Genomic DNA, 18047 nt, shown 5'->3' with positions numbered 1-18047 from the left:
TTCTGCCCGGCCATGAGGCCGTACCGCTGTGCGACGTCACGATGCAGTCAGATAGACCTTTCGCAGTGGTCCTTCCAACACCGTCCACCGCGTCTGCATCCCTGCGCCCAGACGCATGAGCGACCCTGGGCGCAGCTCGACGGTTTCGCCGTGCGGCTGCAGGAACTCGACCCGTGCCGTGCCCGAGACAACGACGAAGAATTCGTCTTGCTCGACGTCTGACATGCAGCCTTCAGACATCTCCCAGATGCCGACGCTCAGCTCGCCGAGCTCGCCGACCGGTCGTGCCCCGGTGGTCGGAGCGCCCGAGACGATCTGTGCCACCGGCACCGGGGAATGGTGAATCGTCTGCGATCCCACATTGATCACACCGCCGACCGGCAGCGCCGCTGTGCCGCTCATGAGTCGAACCCCAGCCCGACAGCGTCCATCGTGCGCAGCCAGAGCCCGCGCTTCCCCTCATGGCGATCAGCACGCGCCATTTCGCTGTAAGAAACCCGAGCCCCGACGAATGCGAACGGATCCGGCGGGAACGGCAACGGCTTCTTCGTGACATAGTCCATACGCGTCAGCTCCGTCGACCGCCCGTCGAGCAGGTCAACCATGACTCCGGCCGCGAAACGTGTGGCGCCGACGCCCAGACCGGTGAATCCGGCGGTGTGCGCGACCCTGCCCTCATGCTGCGTCGCGAAGAACGGAAAGAACCGACTGCAGGTGTCTATGGCACCACCCCACTTATGCGAGAATCCAAGATCGGCCAGATACGGGTATGTAGCCGCGAAGTGTGCGGCGAGCCGTCGGAACGATGCGTCTCGCTGGTCGTACTGCGGTTTCACTCGCCCTCCATAGTGGTAGATGGCGTCGTAGCCGCCGTACAGGATGCGCAGCCGACCGTCGGCGTCGGTGGTCAGTCGGGAGTAATGAAACCGATTGTTGAGATCGGTGATCCCGTACTGTTCGGCCCAGCCCAGCTGTGCCGCCTGCTGCTCGCTCAGCGGGTTGCTCATGAGCGCATAGTCGTACAGCGGAATCGTGTACTTGCGTTCTTTGCGAATCAGCGCGGGAAAGACGTTTGTGCCCAACGCGACTCGCTGGGCGCGCACCACTCCACCCGGCGTCTTGACCGACACCGCAGCCGCGTCTGCGACTATGCGCTCGACAAGAGTGCCCTCGAAGATTCTGACCCCGAGCTCCTCGCACACGCGTGCGAGCTCCCAGGCGAGTTTTGCCGGATGCACGATCGCCGTGCCCTGCGACTCGAAGAGACCGGCCTGGTACAGGGGTGAACGCACCTCGGCGGCGAGGTCTTCTGCACTCAGAAAGCGTGCATGCGCGTCATCTCGCGCCGACGTGCGCAGCCACTCGACCTGGTGCGGTTCGGTAGCCGTGCGCAGCACACCCGACATCTGAAAGTCACAGTCCATCGCATAGCGGCTCACCGTCTCGGCGAGCTGGTCGAGATTCTGCTGCCCCAGCTCTGCAAGCCGTTCGTACTCGTCGGGCAAACGTCGGATGCCATTGGCCGCCCCGTGTGTGAGGCTCGCCTCGCAGAAGCCACCGTTGCGGCCAGATGCCGCCCAGCCGATGCGTTTCGCCTCAAGCAGGACCACATCTCGCTCCGGATCGCGCTCTTTGGCGAGCAGCGCGGTCCACAACCCCGTGTAGCCTCCGCCGACGACGACCAGATCGCAGCGGGCGTCCTCTGCAAGCGGTCTTCTCGCAGCAGGCCGGGATGCGTTTTCAAGCCAGTACGGCGTGCGTCTGGCCCCACCGAGCAGTTCGCGTTCCTGAGCGTCGCTGAAACGAGCCTCAGCGTCTTCGAATACAGTCATGTGTCTTCCTCTTGGTCAGATCACCGCTGAGATGTCAGCGGTCGTGCAAATTGGCGCTGTGAGCGCTCACTTCGGATGGGTCGGACCGGTTGCTCGCCGCAGTGTCGTGATCATGCGTAGTTGCTCCAAGGTTGAGCAGTACGACACCGACCACGGTGAGAACGAGCCCCGCCGTCTGCCAGGGCCGCAGGTGCTGTGAGAAGAAGAACACGCCGATGACGGTCACCGCGATCGTGCCGAGGGCCGACCACGTCGCATAGACCGGACCAACCGGCAGCGTGCGCACCACCAGACTCAGCAGGTAGAAGGCGGCCGCATAGCCGAGAATCACCGCGACACTTGGCCAGAGCCGGGTAAAGCCCTGCGTCGTCTTCAGCATGCTTGTGGCGAAGACCTCTGCCGCGATAGCGCAGGCCAGCAGAATCCAGGGCATATCACTGCTCCTCGTGAGAAGAGCAGATCAGACGACGCCCCAGCCGTAGGCCAGTTTGTGCGCCTCGAGCACGAAGAACGTCTCGGTCGATACCACGCCGGGCGTCTTCTGAAGCCGTTCGAGCAGGTACTCCGTATAGTGCTGCATATCGCGGCACACGACTTCGATGATCACGTCGAACGAGCCGCTGGTGACGACGACATAGCTGGTCTCGTCGTGCTCTGCGAGAAGTCGGCAGACCTGACGAGCCTGCCCCGGCTTGCACGAGATACCGATCATGGCGAGGTGATCGAAGCCGATGTTCAGCGGGTTCGCGATGCCGACGATCTGCAGAATTCCCGCGTCTTCCAGACGCTGCACGCGGTATCGTACGGATGACGCGGGCACTCCGGTCTCCAGAGCAATGTCTTTGAACGACTTGCGGCCGTCTTTCTGCAGGATGGCGATCAGTCGTTTGTCGATCTCGTCGAGATTGTTCACTGCGCCGCCCCGCTTCGGATGCATGATGCCCTGCCCATATCACGTGTGATTTTTCCACACCGGTTGTCCTCTCACAATTCCGCGACCGTCTCCGGTGCCGCTCTGACGGCCATCAGGCCGTGCGGCACCGGAGGAGTCGGCAGGACCGCAGCTTTCCCGCTATCTCACGTGTATGGCCCCGGTGCGCAGGTCGGTCATGTCATGCAGCGTGTACATTCCGCCGATCCGCCCCCACCCGGTGCCCTTGCCGCCGGCTCCGCCGAACGGCATGTTGATATCCCACCAGCCGTTCGAATCGTTGACGATCACCTGGCCGGTCTCAAGCTCTTCGATGAACCGGTAGGCGCGCGAGAGACTCTCGGTGAAGACGGCTGACTGCAGACCGAGAGCGTCGGCGTTCGCAATTCGCAGGATCTCATCGTCAGAGGTCGCGCTGAGGATCGGCAGCACCGGCCCGAACGACTCCTCCTGTGCCAGAAGGCTGTCTTCGGTCACACCGTCGACGATGGTGAAGTCGTAGTAGAGATTCGTGGCGAAGCCTGCGGCACGCCCGCCCCCGAGGAGGATGTCGAATCCACGAGCCCGCGCCTCGTCGAGATGGCGATCCATCTTCGCCGCCACACCCTCATTGTTCAGAGGGCCGAGGTTGACCTCCGAGCTGAAGGGGTCACCGAGTTGCACATGGCGCTGTGCATAGCTCAGTGCGGCTTCGACGAACTGATCGTGCACGGCTTCGTGCACGATCAGACGTTCCGTCGCGCAGCAGACCTGCCCGGCGCAGTAGAAGGCCGAGTCGACGGCGGCCGCGGCCGCACGTTCGATGTTCGCGTCTTCCAACACGACGATCGGGCCGTTGCCTGAGCACTCCATGAGCGTGCGTTTGAGCCCGGCAGTGCGCACGATCTTCGCTCCGGTCGCCGATGAGCCGATGAAGCCGACGGCGTGAATGCCAGGGTGGGCGACCAACTGCGAGCCGAACTCGCCGTCTCCGGGCAGCACGCTGACGAGGCCTTCCGGCACCCCGGCCGCGGTCAGTGCGTCCATTGCGGCGAGCACGGCCAGTGGCGTGTTGCTCGGCGGCTTGACCACGCAGGCGTTGCCGGTGGCGAGGCCGGGCGCGACGAATTCCGTGAACATCAGCAGTGGGAAGTTCCACGGAGTGATGATGCCCCAGACCCCGACCGGGGCATGGAAGGTGAACATGCGTTTGTCCACGTCAGACGAAGGAAGCGTCTCGCCGTACAGACGAAGGGCATCCTCAGCATGCAGGTGGAAGAGCTGTGCGGCCTCTTTGATGTCGGCGACTGATTCGCTGACCGGCTTCCCCTGTTCCAGCGTCTGCAGACGTGCGAGGTCGTCGACGCGCCTCTCGAGCTCGTCACCCACACGGTGCAGGATCTCCGCACGCTGAAAGACGCCGACTCGGCGCCATTTTCGCTGCGCGTCATGGGCCTTTCTGACGGCAGTGTCCAGGTCTTCAGCGGTCGCCGAGGGGATGGCAGCGATCACATCGCCAGTCACCGGGCTGACCACCTCGACTCGTTCGTCTGATGTGCCGTCAGTGAACTCTCCGGCGATGAACAGCTGCGTTCTGGGGGCTTGAGGCAGAGCGTTCACTCTGCACCTCCTTCTGAGTCTCGAGTACTTCTGTCGCTTGTCGTTCACCACCCTAGACCGAATCGATCTTGCGGAAAAAACAAATACCATTCTTGTTACTTGCTAGAAACACGTAATAGTTAGCTTTAGATCGTTGTCGAGTTTGATTTACCACCTCAACCTTCACTTCATACCAATTGGGCACTCGCCCCATCCTGAAGGAGACTCAATGTCCACGGAACAATTCGCAGCTGTGGCCGAGGCCGAACAGCTGCCGAAGCGCATGCGCTGGTTCGACGGGTTCGCCCTGGCGATGACCATGCCCGCCGCACTGATCGCCACACTGGGAGCCTCGATCGCCGGCCTCGGCGGCTGGGGCGCAGCGGTGCTCTGGGCCATTTCGATGGCCATCTCTTTGGGTGTCAACTGGCTCTACACCGAGCTGGCCACGATGTTCCCGAACTCGTCCGGAGGCATCGCTCACTACGCAGCCGAAGCCTGGAAGAGTCGTGCTCCGTGGGTGGCTCCGCTTGCCGGCGTCGGATACTGGCTTCCTTGGGGAACGAACCTCGCCACCTATGGCGCCGTCACGGGTGCTCTTGTCCAGGCACAGTGGTTTCCCGAACAGACCTGGGAACTCGCGCTCGGCCCGATCACCCTGAGCCTGCCAATCGTAATCGGCCTCGGCGTCATCGTCTTCATGTACCTGATCAATCTGATCGGAGTGCGCATGACCATGTCATTCGTCTATGTCACCGCTGCCATCCTGATGATCCCCCTGTTCGTGTTCATCGTCTTTCCTCTCTTCAGCGCAGATTGGGCCCCGCTCGATCTGACGTGGAACCTGCACGGCCTCGAAGGCCTGCACACGGCGGTCGTCTGGCTCTACATCATGGCCTGGACCACCTTCGGCATCGAGGTCTGCGCCACCTTCGCCCCGGAATACCGTGACTCAGTGAAAGACACGTCGAAAGCCATCAAGGCCTCGGTGCTGTTCTGCCTCGGCGTGTTCTTCGTCGTGCCGCTCACTCTTGGCGGATACGCCGGAGAAGCCGCCATCGCAGAGGATCCTGCCACCTTCTTCGTCGCAAGCTTCGCCTCGCTCGTCGGTGGCGCCTCAGACGTCATGGTGCTCTGTCTGATCGCCTCTCTGCTCCTCATCATGACCACCTCGGTGGCCGATGCGTCCCGCGTGCTGTTCAACATGGGCAAGGAGCGTGTGACCGTTCCGGCTCTGGGCGTGCTGAATCGGCGCGGAGTGCCGGTTCGAGCACTCACCGTGATGCTCGTGCTGAACATCGTCATCCTCGTCGTGCTGCAGAACCCGCTGGCGATCATCGTGACGGGCAACCTCGGGTACATCCTGACCCATCTTCTGGCCGTGTCCGGGTTCTTCCTGCTGCGCCGTGACCGCCCTGATGCGGTACGCCCCGTACGGCTGCCGAACTTCTTCGTTCCGCTGTCGATCATTCTGAGTGTGGTTCTGGTGGTCATTCTGGCCGTCGGGGCAACCGGATTCTCCGTCACCGGGTACGGCGGCTTTCTCGAACTCGGCATCGCGCTCGGGCTGCTTCTGCTCGGTATCGTGATCTGGTGGCTGGTGCAGTCGTCAGCGCGAGCACACGCACCAGCGCCGACATCTGCGTCAGAAGACCCTTCCGGCACCTCGGCGTCTGAGAGCGAACGACCATGACAGACTGAGGCGTGGGACGGCGCGAGCCGCCCCACGCCTCGCCCCATCGCGCGCCTCGATGAGCAGCCCGACACCCATGACCACGCCTCAGAAGGAGCAGACCATGACCGCAAACCGCCTCCAGAATTTCATTCATGGCGCATTCGTGCGCAGCGAGGGCGAACGGGTGCTGCCGATCGTAGACCCCGCCTCCGAAGAGATCATCGCCACGATGCCGGTGTCGACGGCCGGTGACGTCGACCGCGCGTTTCAGAGCGCCGCAGTGGCACAACGCACCTGGGGCACGACCACTCCTACGCAGCGGCAAGAGGCCTTGCTGGCGATCGCTGACGAGCTCTATGAGCATCGTGACGAGTTTGCCGACCTCGAAAGCGCCAACACCGGCAAGGTCCGAGCCTCACTGGTCGAAGACGAAGTGCTGCCCACGGTCGACCACCTGCGCTATTTCGCCGGCGCCGCACGGCACCTCGAGGGCGCAGCCACCGCCGAGTACTCCGACAGAGACCACACGTCGTCGATTCGGCGCGAGCCACTGGGCGTTGTCGGGCAGGTCACACCATGGAACTACCCGCTCAACATGTTGGGGTGGAAGATCGGACCGGCGCTTGCCGCAGGCGACGCGACCGTGGTCAAACCCTCAGACACCACGCCGTTGACCACCCTGCGGCTGGCCGAACTGGCTTCTGCCCATCTGCCTGCGGGCACGTTCAACGTCGTACTGGGCGACGCGAGCACTGGCAATGCCCTGGTGGGCCACCCAGTGCCCCGGCTCGTCTCGCTCACCGGCTCGGTGCGAGCCGGGCGCGAGGTCGCGCAGACGGCCAGCGACGATCTCAAACGACTGCATCTCGAGCTGGGGGGCAAGGCACCGGTCATCGTCTTCGCCGACGCCGACCTCGACCGTGCGGTCGAGACGCTGGCCACTGCGGCATTCTTCAACGCCGGGCAAGACTGCACGGCTGGAACTCGACTGCTCGTCGAGGCATCGGTGCACGACGCATTCGTGCAACGTCTGGTCGAGCACATCGAACGACACGTGCACACAGGCGACCCTCGATCGGCCGACACGTTCTACGGGCCGGTGAACAACATCAACCAGTTCGAGCGGCTGCTTGGCATCTTCGACCGCGTGCCTAGCCATGCCACAGTGCGCACAGGTGGACATCGGGTAGGCGAGCTGGGCTTCTTCATCGCGCCGACGGTCATCACCGGAGTGCACCAGCAAGACGAGCTCGTGCAACAGGAGATCTTCGGCCCCGTCATCACAGTGCAGTCGTTTCGTGATGAGTCCGAAGCACTCGAGCTGGCCAACGGAGTCGACTTCGCCTTGGCGGCTTCGGTCTGGACGCAGCAGCATGGGCGGGCCGTTCGGTTTCAGAGAGACCTCGACTTCGGCTGTGTCTGGGCGAACACCCACCTGCCGTTCGTCTCAGAGATGCCTCATGGTGGGTTCAAACACTCTGGGTACGGCAAAGACCTCTCGCACTACGCCTTTGACGAGTACACACGGGTCAAACACGTCATGAGCTACACCGGCCGCTGAGCACGACAGGTGGGTCGACTGCAGCCATCCGCGATGACTGCAGTCGACCCACCGTCAGCATCTCGCGTCAGCAGTCACGGCGACGAGGTACCAGCGCAATGCCGAAACCGCCGAAGGCCACTGCAGCCACACCTAGACCGAGCATCCATTCCAGATTGACGCCGGTCTTGGCCAAGGAGGGGTCAGCAGTGCCGCTCTCACCGGGCTGTGCGCCGGTGTCGGCCTGCTGAGCGTCTCCCGCGCCCTGCTGCACATCGCCAGTCCCATCCGGATCAGTCGGATCAGTCGGATCAGTCGGATCAGTCGGATCGGTCGGATCAGTCGGATCGGTCGGATCAGTCGGATCGGTGGGATCAGTCGGATCGGTGGGATCAGTCGGATCCGTGGGATCAGTGGGATCCGTGGGATCAGTGGGCGTGCTCGACTTCTCTCCGATTGAGAACGTCGTGGCCACCGCACGATGATCGCTCGGCCAGGCGTTCGAGGCCGGATCCGCATCACTCGGGAAGCCGGCGACGACGGTGCTCGAATCCTCGACCGTCAGGCGGCTGCCTGCGAACCAGACGGCGTCGACCCGATCCTGTGGCTCCGCTGCGGCATGCTCTTCGTTTTCGGTGACGAACGCAGACCAAGTGTCACCGGCATCGGCCATCGGGTCTGGATGCACCACACGATACGAATCGGTCAGCTGCGTGCTGCCGGTTCCCACTGCACGCAGTGCAGCCGTCACCGGCCAGTCAACTGCACCGACGCCGCAGTGCTGAGCGGCCGTCGCAGCCGTCCAGTCCTGCCCCGAAGGCGACTCCAGATCGCCGAGCAGCATGAGCGGCGTCTCGTCTGATGCCTTCACATCGTCGGCGAGGCGCGCTGCAACAGCCTGTGCCTGCGCAAAACGTGTGGTTTGTCTCTCTGCCTGTACCAGCGCCGCAGGATCGTGCACACCATCGAAGCAGGCACGGTACGGGCCATACTGCTCATCGCTCAGACCGGCCACCCACACACGCACCTCTGTGCCAGCGATGTCTGCGGTCGCGGCTGCGGCAGGGGCATCCGCCGTCGCGTCGGCTTCGTCTGACAGCGGCCAGGCCGACACGAGGCCAAGCCCGTCACTGGCCTGCGAGTGATACCATCCCAGCGCGTCGGCCAGCTTCGTGGCGACGGTGCCGTCGTCCTCTTGCACACCGACGACGGAAAGGCTGTTGTCGGCGATCGCTTTCAGCTCTTTCGACAACGCATCGTCAACGTTCGCACCGGCGTCCCAGAGATTCCAGGTCGCCGCGACGACCTCGGGGCGCGCATCGGCGGCGATCACCGGCACTGTGACCGTGATCTCGCTGGTGCCGTCGCCGAGCTGCGCGCTGACCGTGGCATCCACGTAGCTGCCGACCTCGTCGGCCGGGGCAGTGCCGCTGACCACGCCGTCGTCGCTCACCGACAGCCAGTCCGGGCCGTCAGTCTTCTCGAACTTCGCCGGAGCCTCGCCATGCCACAGTCCTGCGGCACGCAGTCGCACCTCGCTGCCAGCGGGAGTCTGCGGGGTATAGAAGGCGTCGGTCACGAAACCGTCAGGCAGTTGCGTGCCGGCGTGTGGGCCGGTGCTTGCCTTCACCTGGACGTTGTCGATCATCCAGTACCAGTTGTTGCTGCTGTTCAGATACTGCCAGCCGAACTTGACGGTGTGTGCCCCGGCACCGAGCTCGACGTACTTGGTCACGGTCTCGTTGAAGCGATCGGCTGAGTAGTCGTCAATGCTGACCGGTTGCGCACCATCGATGCTCGCCACCAGGTGTGCCGGCGAGTTCTGTCCGCTTCGGTACTGGCTGTCGAAGGTGATCTGCGCGTACGGCTTCTTGCCGTCGAACTGATAGGTGGGCGACCACAGCGTCGAGCTGAACTTGCCGCTGGTCGGTTTGTTGCCGTCCGACTCGACGACTGCGACCGACCCCTGAGCCTTGGTGAACTCCGAGAATCGACCGTTCGACCCCCAGGTGGAGTCGATCTCGTCGAGGCTGTGCGCACTCCATCCGTCCCAGCCGGGTTTCATGCCGTCTGTGTTGACGTCGTTCTTCGTCCAGCCACCCACCTGGTTCGGCATGGCCGGCGTGAAATCGGCGACCTTCGTGCTGGACAAAGGCTTGACGTGCACATTGTCGATCATCCAGTACCAGTTGTTATTGCTCTTGAGATACTCCCAGCCGAACTTGACCCTGTGGGTGCCGGGAGCAAGGTTCACCGTCTTGGCGACGGTCTCATTCGAACGCGTGTCGGCGAACTCGTCCAGAGCGGTCGGATCGCCGCCGTCGACGCTCACCAGCAGATGCGCCGGCGGGTTCTGTCCCTGACGATACTGACTGTCGAAGGCGATCTGCACCGCTTCGACATCAGTGAAGCTGTATTCGGGGCTCCACAGAGTGGAGCTGAAGGCACCGCTCGACGGCGAGTTTTGATCCGATTCGACGATGGCTACCTGTCCCTGTGCTTTCGTGAAGTCGGTGTACTTGCCGCCCGCGCCCCACTTCTTGACCGTCTCGTCCAGCGTGTGGAACGTCCATCCGTCCCAGCCGTCCTTCATCCCGGCGGTGTTGACGTCGGTCTTGGTCCAGCCTGCCGGCATCTGCGTGGCGGCAGGAGTAGTGAAGTCCTGATCGAGTGAGGGGTCGGCCGAGGCCGTCGTGCTGGGGGCGAGGAGCATGCCGAGCAATGCGGCGAGAGCTGCCCCGACCACGCTCAGGCGCGTGGCCTGGTGCGTTCGTCGGCGTTTGGTGAGTGAGAATTGCATTTCAGAGTTCTCCTGGTTCGCTGTCGTGATTCGTGGGATGTCCGCGGATGCGAGCTCAGGCCGAGATCTCGGCGACACGGCCCGCATAGCGGTGCTTCCACCCGGTGCCGCTGTCTGCGGTGATGACGACGTCGTAGTAGCCGTTCTTCGTGGGCCAGGTGATGGTCTGGCTCTGGTCATGTGCGACACGCACCGACTGCGTGCGCCCGTCGTAGTCGTTCGCAGTGAGCGTGAACTTCACTGGGCGACGTCCGTCATTGTGCAGAGTGATGCGCACACCGGCTTTTGCACCCGACACGAGTTCGACGTCTGCGCGCGGTACGCCTCCCGTGTTCTGGCCGGCCGGGATGACCGTGCCCGCATGCGAGCGCACGAAGCCGTCGGGGCCGTAGACGCTGAAGGCGTATCGGCCATCAGACTTCGACACATCCACCTTGTGAGTGCGCGGCTGGTCAGCCGTGACCGTGTATGGGGTGTTCGAGAACTCCGCATACTTGTCGGGGAAGGCCTGCAGGCTGACGCCCTTGCCTCGGGCTCCGCCTGCGAACGACAGGTTCGCCTGAACGGTGCCGTGTGCACGATCCTCGCTGAACGTACCGTGCGCCTGAAACGCCAGCGGACGATGCTGCAGCTCAGCGACCGCCGACCACTTGTGCTCTTCGGGAACCTGCTCGGTGAAAGTCGCCTTCGGGTCGTTGTCCGCGATGTAGATCAGTGCCGAGGTGTCTGGCAGCGACGGGGTGTCGACGATCGGGTGGGCGAAGTCGATCGCACTGGTCAGGTCGCCGCTGATGGTACGCCGCCAGTCGGTGATGTTCGAGCTCTTGGCCGGCTTGCCTCGCGAGGCCGTCCACTGCTCGAGAAAGCGGATGACCGAAGTGTGGTCGAAGACCTCGGAGCAGACCCAGCCGCCGCGCGTCCAGGGCGAGACGAGGATCATCGGCACTCGCGCACCGTATCCGATCGGCGTGGTGTCCGAGAACTCGCCCTTGGTGCCGGGCTCAGGCCGCGGCGGCAGCACGTGATCGAAGTAGCCGTCGTTCTCGTCGAAGGTCAGAATGAAGAGCGTGCTCTTCCAGAGCTCGGGATTGCTCTGCAGCGTCTGGATGACCTTGTTCGTGAAGTGTGCTCCGTGCTCGGGGTTGGCCGAGGGATGCTCGCACCACTTGTACGGGGCTACCACCCATGAGACCTCGGGCAGTGGGAACTCGGCGTCGGGTTTGCAGGCGTCGATGAATTTCTTCAGCACGCCGTTCAGGTTTTCGTCCGAATCGTTGTTGGGCGCGCCCGACGCCTTGTACGGCTCGCCGCCGGCACGCCAGATGATGCCCTCACCGGGCTTGTTCTTCTCGGCGTCTGCCCGATTCGCGAGATCCTTCGCGCTGCTGCCGTTCGTGGTGAAGTTCGCGAAGCCGCGAATCGGGTTGTCGGTATAGTCGCCGACCCAGCTCGAACCGTTGCCGCTGTTGTCGACGTAGATGCGCCAGCTGACCCCGGCTTTCTGCAGCTGTTCGGGGTAGGTCTCCCACGCCTTGTCTCCGTTCGATTCGCCGCCGTTTCCAGTGCCGCCGTTCGACATTCCGCTCCAGAGGTAGAGACGGTTCGGCGTCGTGGGGCCGGCCACAGAGCAGTGGTTCATGTCACAGATCGTGTACGCGCTGGCGAGTGAATACTGCCAGGGCATCTCATCACCGGTGAGGTAGTTCATGGTGCTGTCGCCCTTGGCGGCGATCCACCCGTTGTATCGGCCCTCGTTCCACGCCTTGGTGCCACCGGCATACGAGTGATCGAGTCCGGTTTCCATCCCGGCCACAGTCGTCACATGTGTGGGCCTCACGAATGACGTTCCCTTGGGCTGCGAGAAGACATCTGTGCCGTTCTGAAAGCGCAGCGCCTGCTTGTCGTCATGCCCGCGCACACCGGGCAGCGAACCGTAGTAGTGGTCGAACGAGCGATTCTCCTGCATGAGGATCACCACATGTTTGAGATCTGACATGTCTCCGGCGAAACCGGTGGGCAGCTGGTATCCCTCGGCAGCCTGAGCGAGCGGCGATCCGACACCGCCCAGGCGCCCCATGACCGCAGCACCGCCCATCAGGCCGAGCGTCTGCAGCACTTGACGTCGTGAGAACCCGCGCTTCAGCAGATTCTCGGGAACCAGCTCGGGGCGATCGAAGGGTTCTGGCTCGAAGGGAACAGGGGTCGAAGACACGGGTACTCCTTGGGGATGGATGACTCAGTGCGCAGCTTCTGCCGCACGAACGCTATGCAAGAAGTCGCGGATGAAGTCGCGGTGAACATGCGGTTATGCCTCGGTACCGTTCGGGTGCTGCAGCCGCAGATGAGGGTCCGACTGCGCACAGCAGGCCTGATCGCCCCGACTCTGGGGGTCTTCTCGACAGCGATTCGGCGGATGTCGCGTGTCGTCGCGTCGTTCGCCACGCGTCGTCCGTCTGCCGGTTCGGTCGGCGGCCTAGGCTGTTGTCATGACAGGTTCTGGCCGCCCCTCTCCCACAGACACTCCGCCCCTGCACGAGCAGGTCTATCTGGTGCTTCGCGAACGCATCCAGAACGGCACCTGGGCCGAAGGCGAGCGTGTGCCGACCGAGAAGGCACTGATGAGCCAGTTCGGTGTCTCTCGCGCGACCATTCGACAGGCGTTCAGCCAGCTGCGTGCCGAGGGCGCCGTCGTGGGCGGTCGAGGTGCACCGCCACGTGTGCACCGTGTGATCCCGGGGCAGTCGTTCGATACGTTTATGTCGTTCACTGAGTGGGCGAACAGCCTGGGGCGCACACCAGACCAACACGTGGTCGACACCGCACGGCGACCGGCAGGCGAGACAGTCGCCCGCGAACTCGGCATCGCCGTCGGTGACTCCGTGGTGACGAACATCCGGGCACGATACCTCGACGGCGAACCTGCCATGCTCGAGCGTTCGTGGTTTCCTCTGCGCGTCGGGCTGCATCTGCTGACCGCAGACCTCGACCATGCCAGCATCTACCAGACCCTGCGCGCGGTGCGCATCACTCCGGTGCGGGCTCGACATCGCATCGATGCCGTCGCAGCACACCAGCTCGACGCCGAGTGGCTTGAGATCGACCGTGGAGCTCCACTGCTGCGATCACGTCGAGTCTCATACGATGGGCAGAACCGCGCCATCGAATACGCCGACGATCGCTATCTGCCCGCGACGGCCGCCTTCGTCATCGAGAACTCGGTCGATCGCAGCTCACCGTCGACGCACCTGGCCACCGCCGGCTGAGCCTGGGCGCCCACTGAGCTCAGGCGTCCAGTGCACTGAGCGTCTCATCGAGAGTCGTGCATGCCCGGTCGATGTCGCGCATGTCGAACACCAGCGGTGGCCGCAGCTTCAGCACGTTGCCGGCGGCACCGGCCACCGAGGTGAGCAGCCGACGCTCTCGCAACCCTTCAAGCACAGCTAGGGCGAGCGCACCGTCGGCCGTCTGCCCATCAGCCGGTGACACAATGTCGACACCGGTGTAGAGACCGACCCCGCGCACGTCGCCGACGCCGACATGACGCTCGGCGACGCGACGCAGCTCGGTGCGCAGCCGCTCGCCGACCTGCAGCGCGTGCTGCTGCAGGTCACGGCTCTGAATCTCGTGCAGCACTGCGAGTGCCGCGGCCATCGACACCGGGCTGCCGCCGAAGGTGTTGAAATAGGGCAGCCGGTCGCTGAACGCCGCAAGCACCTCGTCGCGAGCGAAGAGCCCGGAGACCGGAATGCCGTTGCCCATCGGCTTGCCCGTGGTCACCAGGTCGGGCACCACGCCGTGACGGGCGAATCCCCAGAACGCCTCACCGGTGCGTGCGAATCCGGGCTGCACCTCGTCGGCGATGAACACGCCGCCGTGTCGGTGCACGACGTCGACGGCCGGCGCCAGCCAGCCGGCCTGGCCGGGGTGCACGCCGTCTGACGAGAAGATCGAATCAGCCAGAAATCCGGCGAACCGCACACCGTGCGATTCGAGGTCGTCGATCGCCTTCTCAATCTCGTGGGCGAAGGCCTGCCCCGAGTTCTCTCGGGCCAGTGAGCCGGGGCCGCCCATGGCATCCGCTGACGGCACGCGCACCCGACGGCACGCAGCGTCGAGCGGCTGCCCACCGCCCAGCGCCGGCGAGTGCCGAGAAGTGAGATCGGTATTGCCGTGATAGGCCTCGGACGACACGATGATGCCGGTGCCGCCGCTGTATTCGCGTGCGACCCGAATGGCCAGATCGTTTGCCTCTGAACCGGTGCACATATACATTGCGCGCGTGATCTCACTCGGCATCGTCGCCAGAATCTGCTCGGAGTAGTCGACGATGTTCTCGTGCGCATAGCGAGTGTGCGTGTTGATGCGCATCATCTGGTCAGCGACGGCCCGCGCGACCGTGGGGTTCGCGTGGCCGACGCTCGCGACGTTGTTGTACATGTCGAGGTACTTCGCCCCGGCGGCGTCCCAGAGATACTGGCCCTCTCCGCGAACGAGATGCACCGGGTGCTGATAGAACAGCCGGTAGGCTCCTCCGAGCACGGTCAGGCGACGCTCAACCAGCTGGCGGGTCTCGCCGTCGAGCAGGTCAAGGGCGTCGGCGCTGAAGCTGTTCGTGTCCATGATGGTCGATTTGCTGGTCATGAGTCTCTCTCTCGGCGGGCCGCGGGCTCAGATGAGCACACACGCCGACCAGTCAACCGAGCGCCGATGTCTGGCAGGTGAACGAACGCCGACCGACGGGCATCCGATGCTCTGCAGCGGCCCGTCAGTGGGGCCAGGTGTGCGCATCAGGCCGTTGCGGCTCCTGCGGCCGCGATCTCGAACACGATGGTGTCAGGCAGGTAGCGGTCTTCGCCCACCTCGACAACACGACCGTCTCGCGAGAACGTGACGCGACGCACCTGCAGCAGCGGGCTGCTTCTGCGCACGCCGAGCAGTCTCGAGTCTGCGCTCGAGGCCGCGACCGCCTCGATGCGGTGCTGCCCGTAGACGACATGGAGACCATGGTCGCGCAGCGTCGCAGTCGTCGATACGACGTCGTCGGGGACGTCGCGAATCAGGGGCAGCACCCACGGCGCCCACGTCGAACGCTCGATCATCACAGTGCGCTCCTGGAGCGTGCGCACACGGGTCATGCGAAGCACAGAGTCATCGATGTGCGTGCGCAGCATGCGTGCCTCGCGCACGTTCGCCTTTGTCTGCTCACGACTGACGATGCGTCCGCCAGGAGCGAGTCCACGATCTCGCGCCCACTGCGCGAACGAGCGCATCTGATCGAAGCCCTGTGTCTGCTGCGTCTGGGCGACGAACCAGCCGCTGCCGCGTCTGACCATGATGAGCCCACGACGTTCCAGTGCCGCCAAAGCATTGCGCACGGTCTTGCGCGAGACACGATAGTCATCACCGAGCGTCTGTTCTGAGGGCAGCCGGCTGCCGACCAGGAATTCACCGTCAAGAATGCGCCGACGAAGATCTGCGGCGACGCCTGAATACCGAGACATGAGTCGATCGCGACCTTCTGAGATGGGCGGGACGATGCACTGTGCGTCGTTCAATTGGTCTTTCCCCGAGCCTGCGCGGCCAGAGTATCACCGCTGCGTCCGCCGTTTGAAAACGACGCAGGGCCCTGCCCCCTCGAAAGGGTGCAGGGCCCTGCGCACCACGTGAAGCGGGCAGTCAGCTCAGTCAGAGCATCCTGCGGCGCTCACCACGGCGAGGTCACTTCTTGGCGATGACCTGCAGCGTGATGTCTGCGACGACGTCCGGGTGCAGTTTGAGCTGCGCCTTGTGGTCACCGGTCGCCTTGATCGGATCGGCGATGACGATGCGCTTGCGGTCGACCTTGCCGATGCCGGCGGCTTCAATCGCCTCGGCGATGTCGGCGGGCTTCACCGCACCGAAGAGACGGCCTTCGCGGCCGGCCTTCGTCTCGAGGCGCACGCGCACGTTCTCGATGCGCAGCTTGAGGTCTTTGGCCTCTTCGATGGTCGCGAGCTCGCGAGCGGCACGAGCCGCGCGAATCTGCTCGACCTGCTTGGCGCCGCCGGCGCTCCAAGCGACGGCGTAGCCGTGCGGCAGCAGGTAGTTGCGCGCGTAGCCAGCCTTGACGTCGACGATGTCACCGGCAGTGCCGAGTCCGTCGACTTCCTGGGTCAGAATGAGTTTCGACATTGTGTTTCAGTCCCTTTCGCTTCTCGCGCCTCAGTGGCGGCCCGCGCCGGAGTACGGCAGCAGAGCGAGTTCACGGGCGTTCTTGACAGCGCGTGCGATCAGGCGCTGCTCCTGCACGCTCACACCGGTGATGCGGCGTGAGCGAATCTTGCCGCGCTCCGACACGAACTTGCGCAGGGTGTTGACATCTTTGTAGTCGACGACGTCGACGCGAATCACCTTGGAGGGCACAACCTTCTGGTTGAGCTTGGCGTTGCGCGCGGCCTTGGCGCGCGCTGCTCCCTTACCAGCCATTTTCTACTTCTTTCTGAGTTCTTGAAACTGTGTGTTGCGGATGCCGGGTCGCCCCTGCCTCCGCGCTGTCGGCCCGCCGATCGGCTGCCCGGTCGTCTGGCCTGCCTGTCGAGACATGGCAGATGTCGGATTCTCGCGCCGAAACATGCCACATGGCATGACTCGATGTGGGAAGTGCCCGACCGCCCTGTCTGAGACCGGCTTAGAACGGAGTGTCGTCGAGGTTGACGCCCGGCTGATTCCAGCCGTCGCCGCTCGAGACGGGCTCGCCCCATGCGTCGCCGCCGGGCTGACCGCCGCGGTTCTGACCACCCGGGTTCTGACCGCCTTGACCGCCGGCAGGCTGTGCCGACTGACCGCCGAAGCCGCCCTGACCGCCCTGCTGGCCGTAGCCGCCCTGACCGCCGCCGACTTGGCCGCCGCCCTGGTTGCTCTGGCCGCCGCCGAAGCCGCCCTGGCCACCACCACGAGCGACGCGCTCGACCTGAGCCGTCGCATAGCGCAGCGACGGACCGACCTCATCGATGTCGAGTTCGTAGCTGGTGCGGTTGTTGCCTTCACGATCCTGGTATGACCGCTGGCGCAGCCGACCCTGGGCGATGACGCGCATGCCCTTGGTCAGGCTCTTCGCGACGTGCTCTGCGAAGTCACGCCACACGCTCGCACGAAGGAACAGCGCGTCGCCGTCCTTCCACTCCCCCGAGGCGCGATCGAAGCTGCGCGGGGTTGAGGCGATCGTGAATGACGCCACTGCGACACCGTTCTGGGTGTAGCGCAGCTCAGGGTCGCCGGTCAGGTTGCCGACGACCGTGATGACGGTCTCGCCAGCCATGGTCAGCTGGCCTTCCGGGGCTGACGCAGCACGACACGAGCGTCTTCGGCGCGCAGCACCTTGGTGCGCAGCACGGAGTCTGACAGACGCAGCAGACGGTCGACCTCGTTGATGGTGTCAGGAGTCGAGCTGATCTGCACGAAGGCGTAGCTGCCCTCGGTCTTCTTCTGAATGGGGTATGCGAACTGACGACGACCCCAGATGTCGACGTTGTCGACGGTGCCGCCCTCTTTCGGGACGACAGCCAGGAACTTCTCGATGGTCGTGGCAACCTTTCGGTCATCCACCGACGGATCGAGAATCACGGCCAGCTCATACTTGTTGATGTTCTGAGACATGAATCACCCACCTCCTTCGGACTCGAACGGCCGCAGAGCTCTTCTGCAGCAGGAGG

The 18047-nt window shown here is 64.0% G+C and carries 15 protein-coding genes and 1 pseudogene; 3 read left to right on the top strand and 13 right to left on the bottom strand.

Annotated elements, in window-relative coordinates; translation table 11 throughout:
* Window positions 1–36: 36 nt before the first annotated feature.
* From F8O08_RS00190 to F8O08_RS00170, 5 genes and pseudogenes are all read right to left on the bottom strand, one after another.
* Complete coding sequence (locus tag F8O08_RS00190; protein WP_158042255.1) at window positions 37–402, bottom strand: cupin domain-containing protein; 366 nt, start codon at window positions 400–402, stop codon at window positions 37–39.
* Window positions 399–1832 carry an NAD(P)/FAD-dependent oxidoreductase gene (locus F8O08_RS00185; RefSeq protein WP_158042254.1) on the bottom strand — a complete coding sequence of 478 codons (1434 nt, stop codon included), beginning with the start codon at window positions 1830–1832 and terminating at the stop codon, window positions 399–401. The genes F8O08_RS00190 and F8O08_RS00185 overlap by 4 nt, the downstream gene beginning before the upstream one ends.
* Before the next feature lie 127 nt (window positions 1833–1959).
* Window positions 1960–2265: pseudogene (locus F8O08_RS00180) on the bottom strand (DMT family transporter); the annotation flags it as partial.
* A 27-nt stretch (window positions 2266–2292) separates the two neighbouring features.
* Window positions 2293–2769 carry an Lrp/AsnC family transcriptional regulator gene (locus F8O08_RS00175; RefSeq protein WP_158042252.1) on the bottom strand — a complete coding sequence of 159 codons (477 nt, stop codon included), beginning with the start codon at window positions 2767–2769 and terminating at the stop codon, window positions 2293–2295.
* 135 nt (window positions 2770–2904) lie between these two features.
* A complete protein-coding gene (locus tag F8O08_RS00170; protein ID WP_225733516.1) occupies window positions 2905–4362 on the bottom strand; it encodes an aldehyde dehydrogenase family protein in 1458 nt (485 codons plus the stop codon).
* 208 nt (window positions 4363–4570) lie between these two features.
* On the opposite strand from F8O08_RS00170, the gene F8O08_RS00165 reads away from it, so the two are divergent.
* Window positions 4571–6034: an APC family permease gene (locus F8O08_RS00165; RefSeq protein WP_158042250.1), complete on the top strand. Its 1464-nt coding sequence runs from the start codon at window positions 4571–4573 to the stop codon at window positions 6032–6034.
* Window positions 6035–6137: 103 nt separating this feature from the next.
* The gene (locus F8O08_RS00160; RefSeq protein ID WP_158042249.1) at window positions 6138–7577 is read left to right on the top strand and encodes a gamma-aminobutyraldehyde dehydrogenase; all 1440 of its coding nucleotides are present in this window, start codon (window positions 6138–6140) and stop codon (window positions 7575–7577) included.
* A 67-nt stretch (window positions 7578–7644) separates the two neighbouring features.
* Here the strand turns inward: F8O08_RS00160 and F8O08_RS10910 are convergent, their stop codons facing one another.
* The gene (locus F8O08_RS10910) at window positions 7645–10356 is read right to left on the bottom strand and encodes a hypothetical protein (protein WP_158042248.1); all 2712 of its coding nucleotides are present in this window, start codon (window positions 10354–10356) and stop codon (window positions 7645–7647) included.
* Window positions 10357–10411: 55 nt separating this feature from the next.
* Window positions 10412–12568 carry an alkaline phosphatase family protein gene (locus tag F8O08_RS00150; protein WP_158038650.1) on the bottom strand — a complete coding sequence of 719 codons (2157 nt, stop codon included), beginning with the start codon at window positions 12566–12568 and terminating at the stop codon, window positions 10412–10414.
* 274 nt (window positions 12569–12842) lie between these two features.
* On the opposite strand from F8O08_RS00150, the gene F8O08_RS00145 reads away from it, so the two are divergent.
* Window positions 12843–13619 (top strand): GntR family transcriptional regulator, encoded by a 777-nt coding sequence (locus F8O08_RS00145; RefSeq protein ID WP_158042247.1) that lies wholly within the window; start codon window positions 12843–12845, stop codon window positions 13617–13619.
* 19 nt (window positions 13620–13638) lie between these two features.
* Here F8O08_RS00145 and F8O08_RS00140 read toward each other — a convergent pair whose 3' ends face one another.
* The 6 genes from F8O08_RS00140 to rpsF all read right to left on the bottom strand — a co-directional run bounded on the left by F8O08_RS00140 (window position 13639) and on the right by rpsF (window position 17991).
* A complete protein-coding gene (locus tag F8O08_RS00140; protein ID WP_158042246.1) occupies window positions 13639–14997 on the bottom strand; it encodes an aspartate aminotransferase family protein in 1359 nt (452 codons plus the stop codon).
* Window positions 14998–15143: 146 nt separating this feature from the next.
* The gene (locus F8O08_RS00135; protein WP_158038653.1) at window positions 15144–15857 is read right to left on the bottom strand and encodes a GntR family transcriptional regulator; all 714 of its coding nucleotides are present in this window, start codon (window positions 15855–15857) and stop codon (window positions 15144–15146) included.
* Between the two features lie 217 nt (window positions 15858–16074).
* A complete protein-coding gene (gene rplI, locus F8O08_RS00130; RefSeq protein WP_158030522.1) occupies window positions 16075–16527 on the bottom strand; it encodes a 50S ribosomal protein L9 in 453 nt (150 codons plus the stop codon).
* A gap of 30 nt (window positions 16528–16557) precedes the next feature.
* Window positions 16558–16821 (bottom strand): 30S ribosomal protein S18, encoded by a 264-nt coding sequence (gene rpsR / locus F8O08_RS00125; RefSeq protein WP_158030521.1) that lies wholly within the window; start codon window positions 16819–16821, stop codon window positions 16558–16560.
* A 202-nt stretch (window positions 16822–17023) separates the two neighbouring features.
* A complete protein-coding gene (locus tag F8O08_RS00120; RefSeq protein ID WP_158038654.1) occupies window positions 17024–17653 on the bottom strand; it encodes a single-stranded DNA-binding protein in 630 nt (209 codons plus the stop codon).
* A gap of 2 nt (window positions 17654–17655) precedes the next feature.
* Window positions 17656–17991 carry a 30S ribosomal protein S6 gene (gene rpsF / locus F8O08_RS00115; RefSeq protein WP_225732897.1) on the bottom strand — a complete coding sequence of 112 codons (336 nt, stop codon included), beginning with the start codon at window positions 17989–17991 and terminating at the stop codon, window positions 17656–17658.
* Between the last annotated feature and the right edge of the window lie 56 nt (window positions 17992–18047).

Origin of the sequence: Pseudoclavibacter sp. CFCC 13611 (genome assembly GCF_008831225.1) — a bacterium.
Taxonomy (GTDB): Bacteria; Actinomycetota; Actinomycetes; order Actinomycetales; family Microbacteriaceae; genus Pseudoclavibacter_A.
Note: the sequence above shows the minus strand (reverse complement) of the source record. Positions and strands in the feature narration are given on the sequence as shown.

What these genes read in the sequence shown, in the direction of transcription:
- F8O08_RS00120 (WP_158038654.1), bottom strand. Translation starts at nt 17,653, where the DNA reads ATGGCTGGCGAGACCGTCATCACGGTCGTCGGCAACCTGACCGGCGAC.
- F8O08_RS00135 (WP_158038653.1), bottom strand. Translation starts at nt 15,857, where the DNA reads ATGTCTCGGTATTCAGGCGTCGCCGCAGATCTTCGTCGGCGCATTCTT.
- F8O08_RS00140 (WP_158042246.1), bottom strand. Translation starts at nt 14,997, where the DNA reads ATGACCAGCAAATCGACCATCATGGACACGAACAGCTTCAGCGCCGAC.
- rplI (WP_158030522.1), bottom strand. Translation starts at nt 16,527, where the DNA reads ATGTCGAAACTCATTCTGACCCAGGAAGTCGACGGACTCGGCACTGCC.
- F8O08_RS00160 (WP_158042249.1), top strand. Translation starts at nt 6,138, where the DNA reads ATGACCGCAAACCGCCTCCAGAATTTCATTCATGGCGCATTCGTGCGC.
- rpsF (WP_225732897.1), bottom strand. Translation starts at nt 17,991, where the DNA reads ATGTCTCAGAACATCAACAAGTATGAGCTGGCCGTGATTCTCGATCCG.
- F8O08_RS00185 (WP_158042254.1), bottom strand. Translation starts at nt 1,832, where the DNA reads ATGACTGTATTCGAAGACGCTGAGGCTCGTTTCAGCGACGCTCAGGAA.
- F8O08_RS00175 (WP_158042252.1), bottom strand. Translation starts at nt 2,769, where the DNA reads ATGCATCCGAAGCGGGGCGGCGCAGTGAACAATCTCGACGAGATCGAC.
- rpsR (WP_158030521.1), bottom strand. Translation starts at nt 16,821, where the DNA reads ATGGCTGGTAAGGGAGCAGCGCGCGCCAAGGCCGCGCGCAACGCCAAG.
- F8O08_RS10910 (WP_158042248.1), bottom strand. Translation starts at nt 10,356, where the DNA reads ATGCAATTCTCACTCACCAAACGCCGACGAACGCACCAGGCCACGCGC.
- F8O08_RS00145 (WP_158042247.1), top strand. Translation starts at nt 12,843, where the DNA reads ATGACAGGTTCTGGCCGCCCCTCTCCCACAGACACTCCGCCCCTGCAC.
- F8O08_RS00165 (WP_158042250.1), top strand. Translation starts at nt 4,571, where the DNA reads ATGTCCACGGAACAATTCGCAGCTGTGGCCGAGGCCGAACAGCTGCCG.
- F8O08_RS00190 (WP_158042255.1), bottom strand. Translation starts at nt 402, where the DNA reads ATGAGCGGCACAGCGGCGCTGCCGGTCGGCGGTGTGATCAATGTGGGA.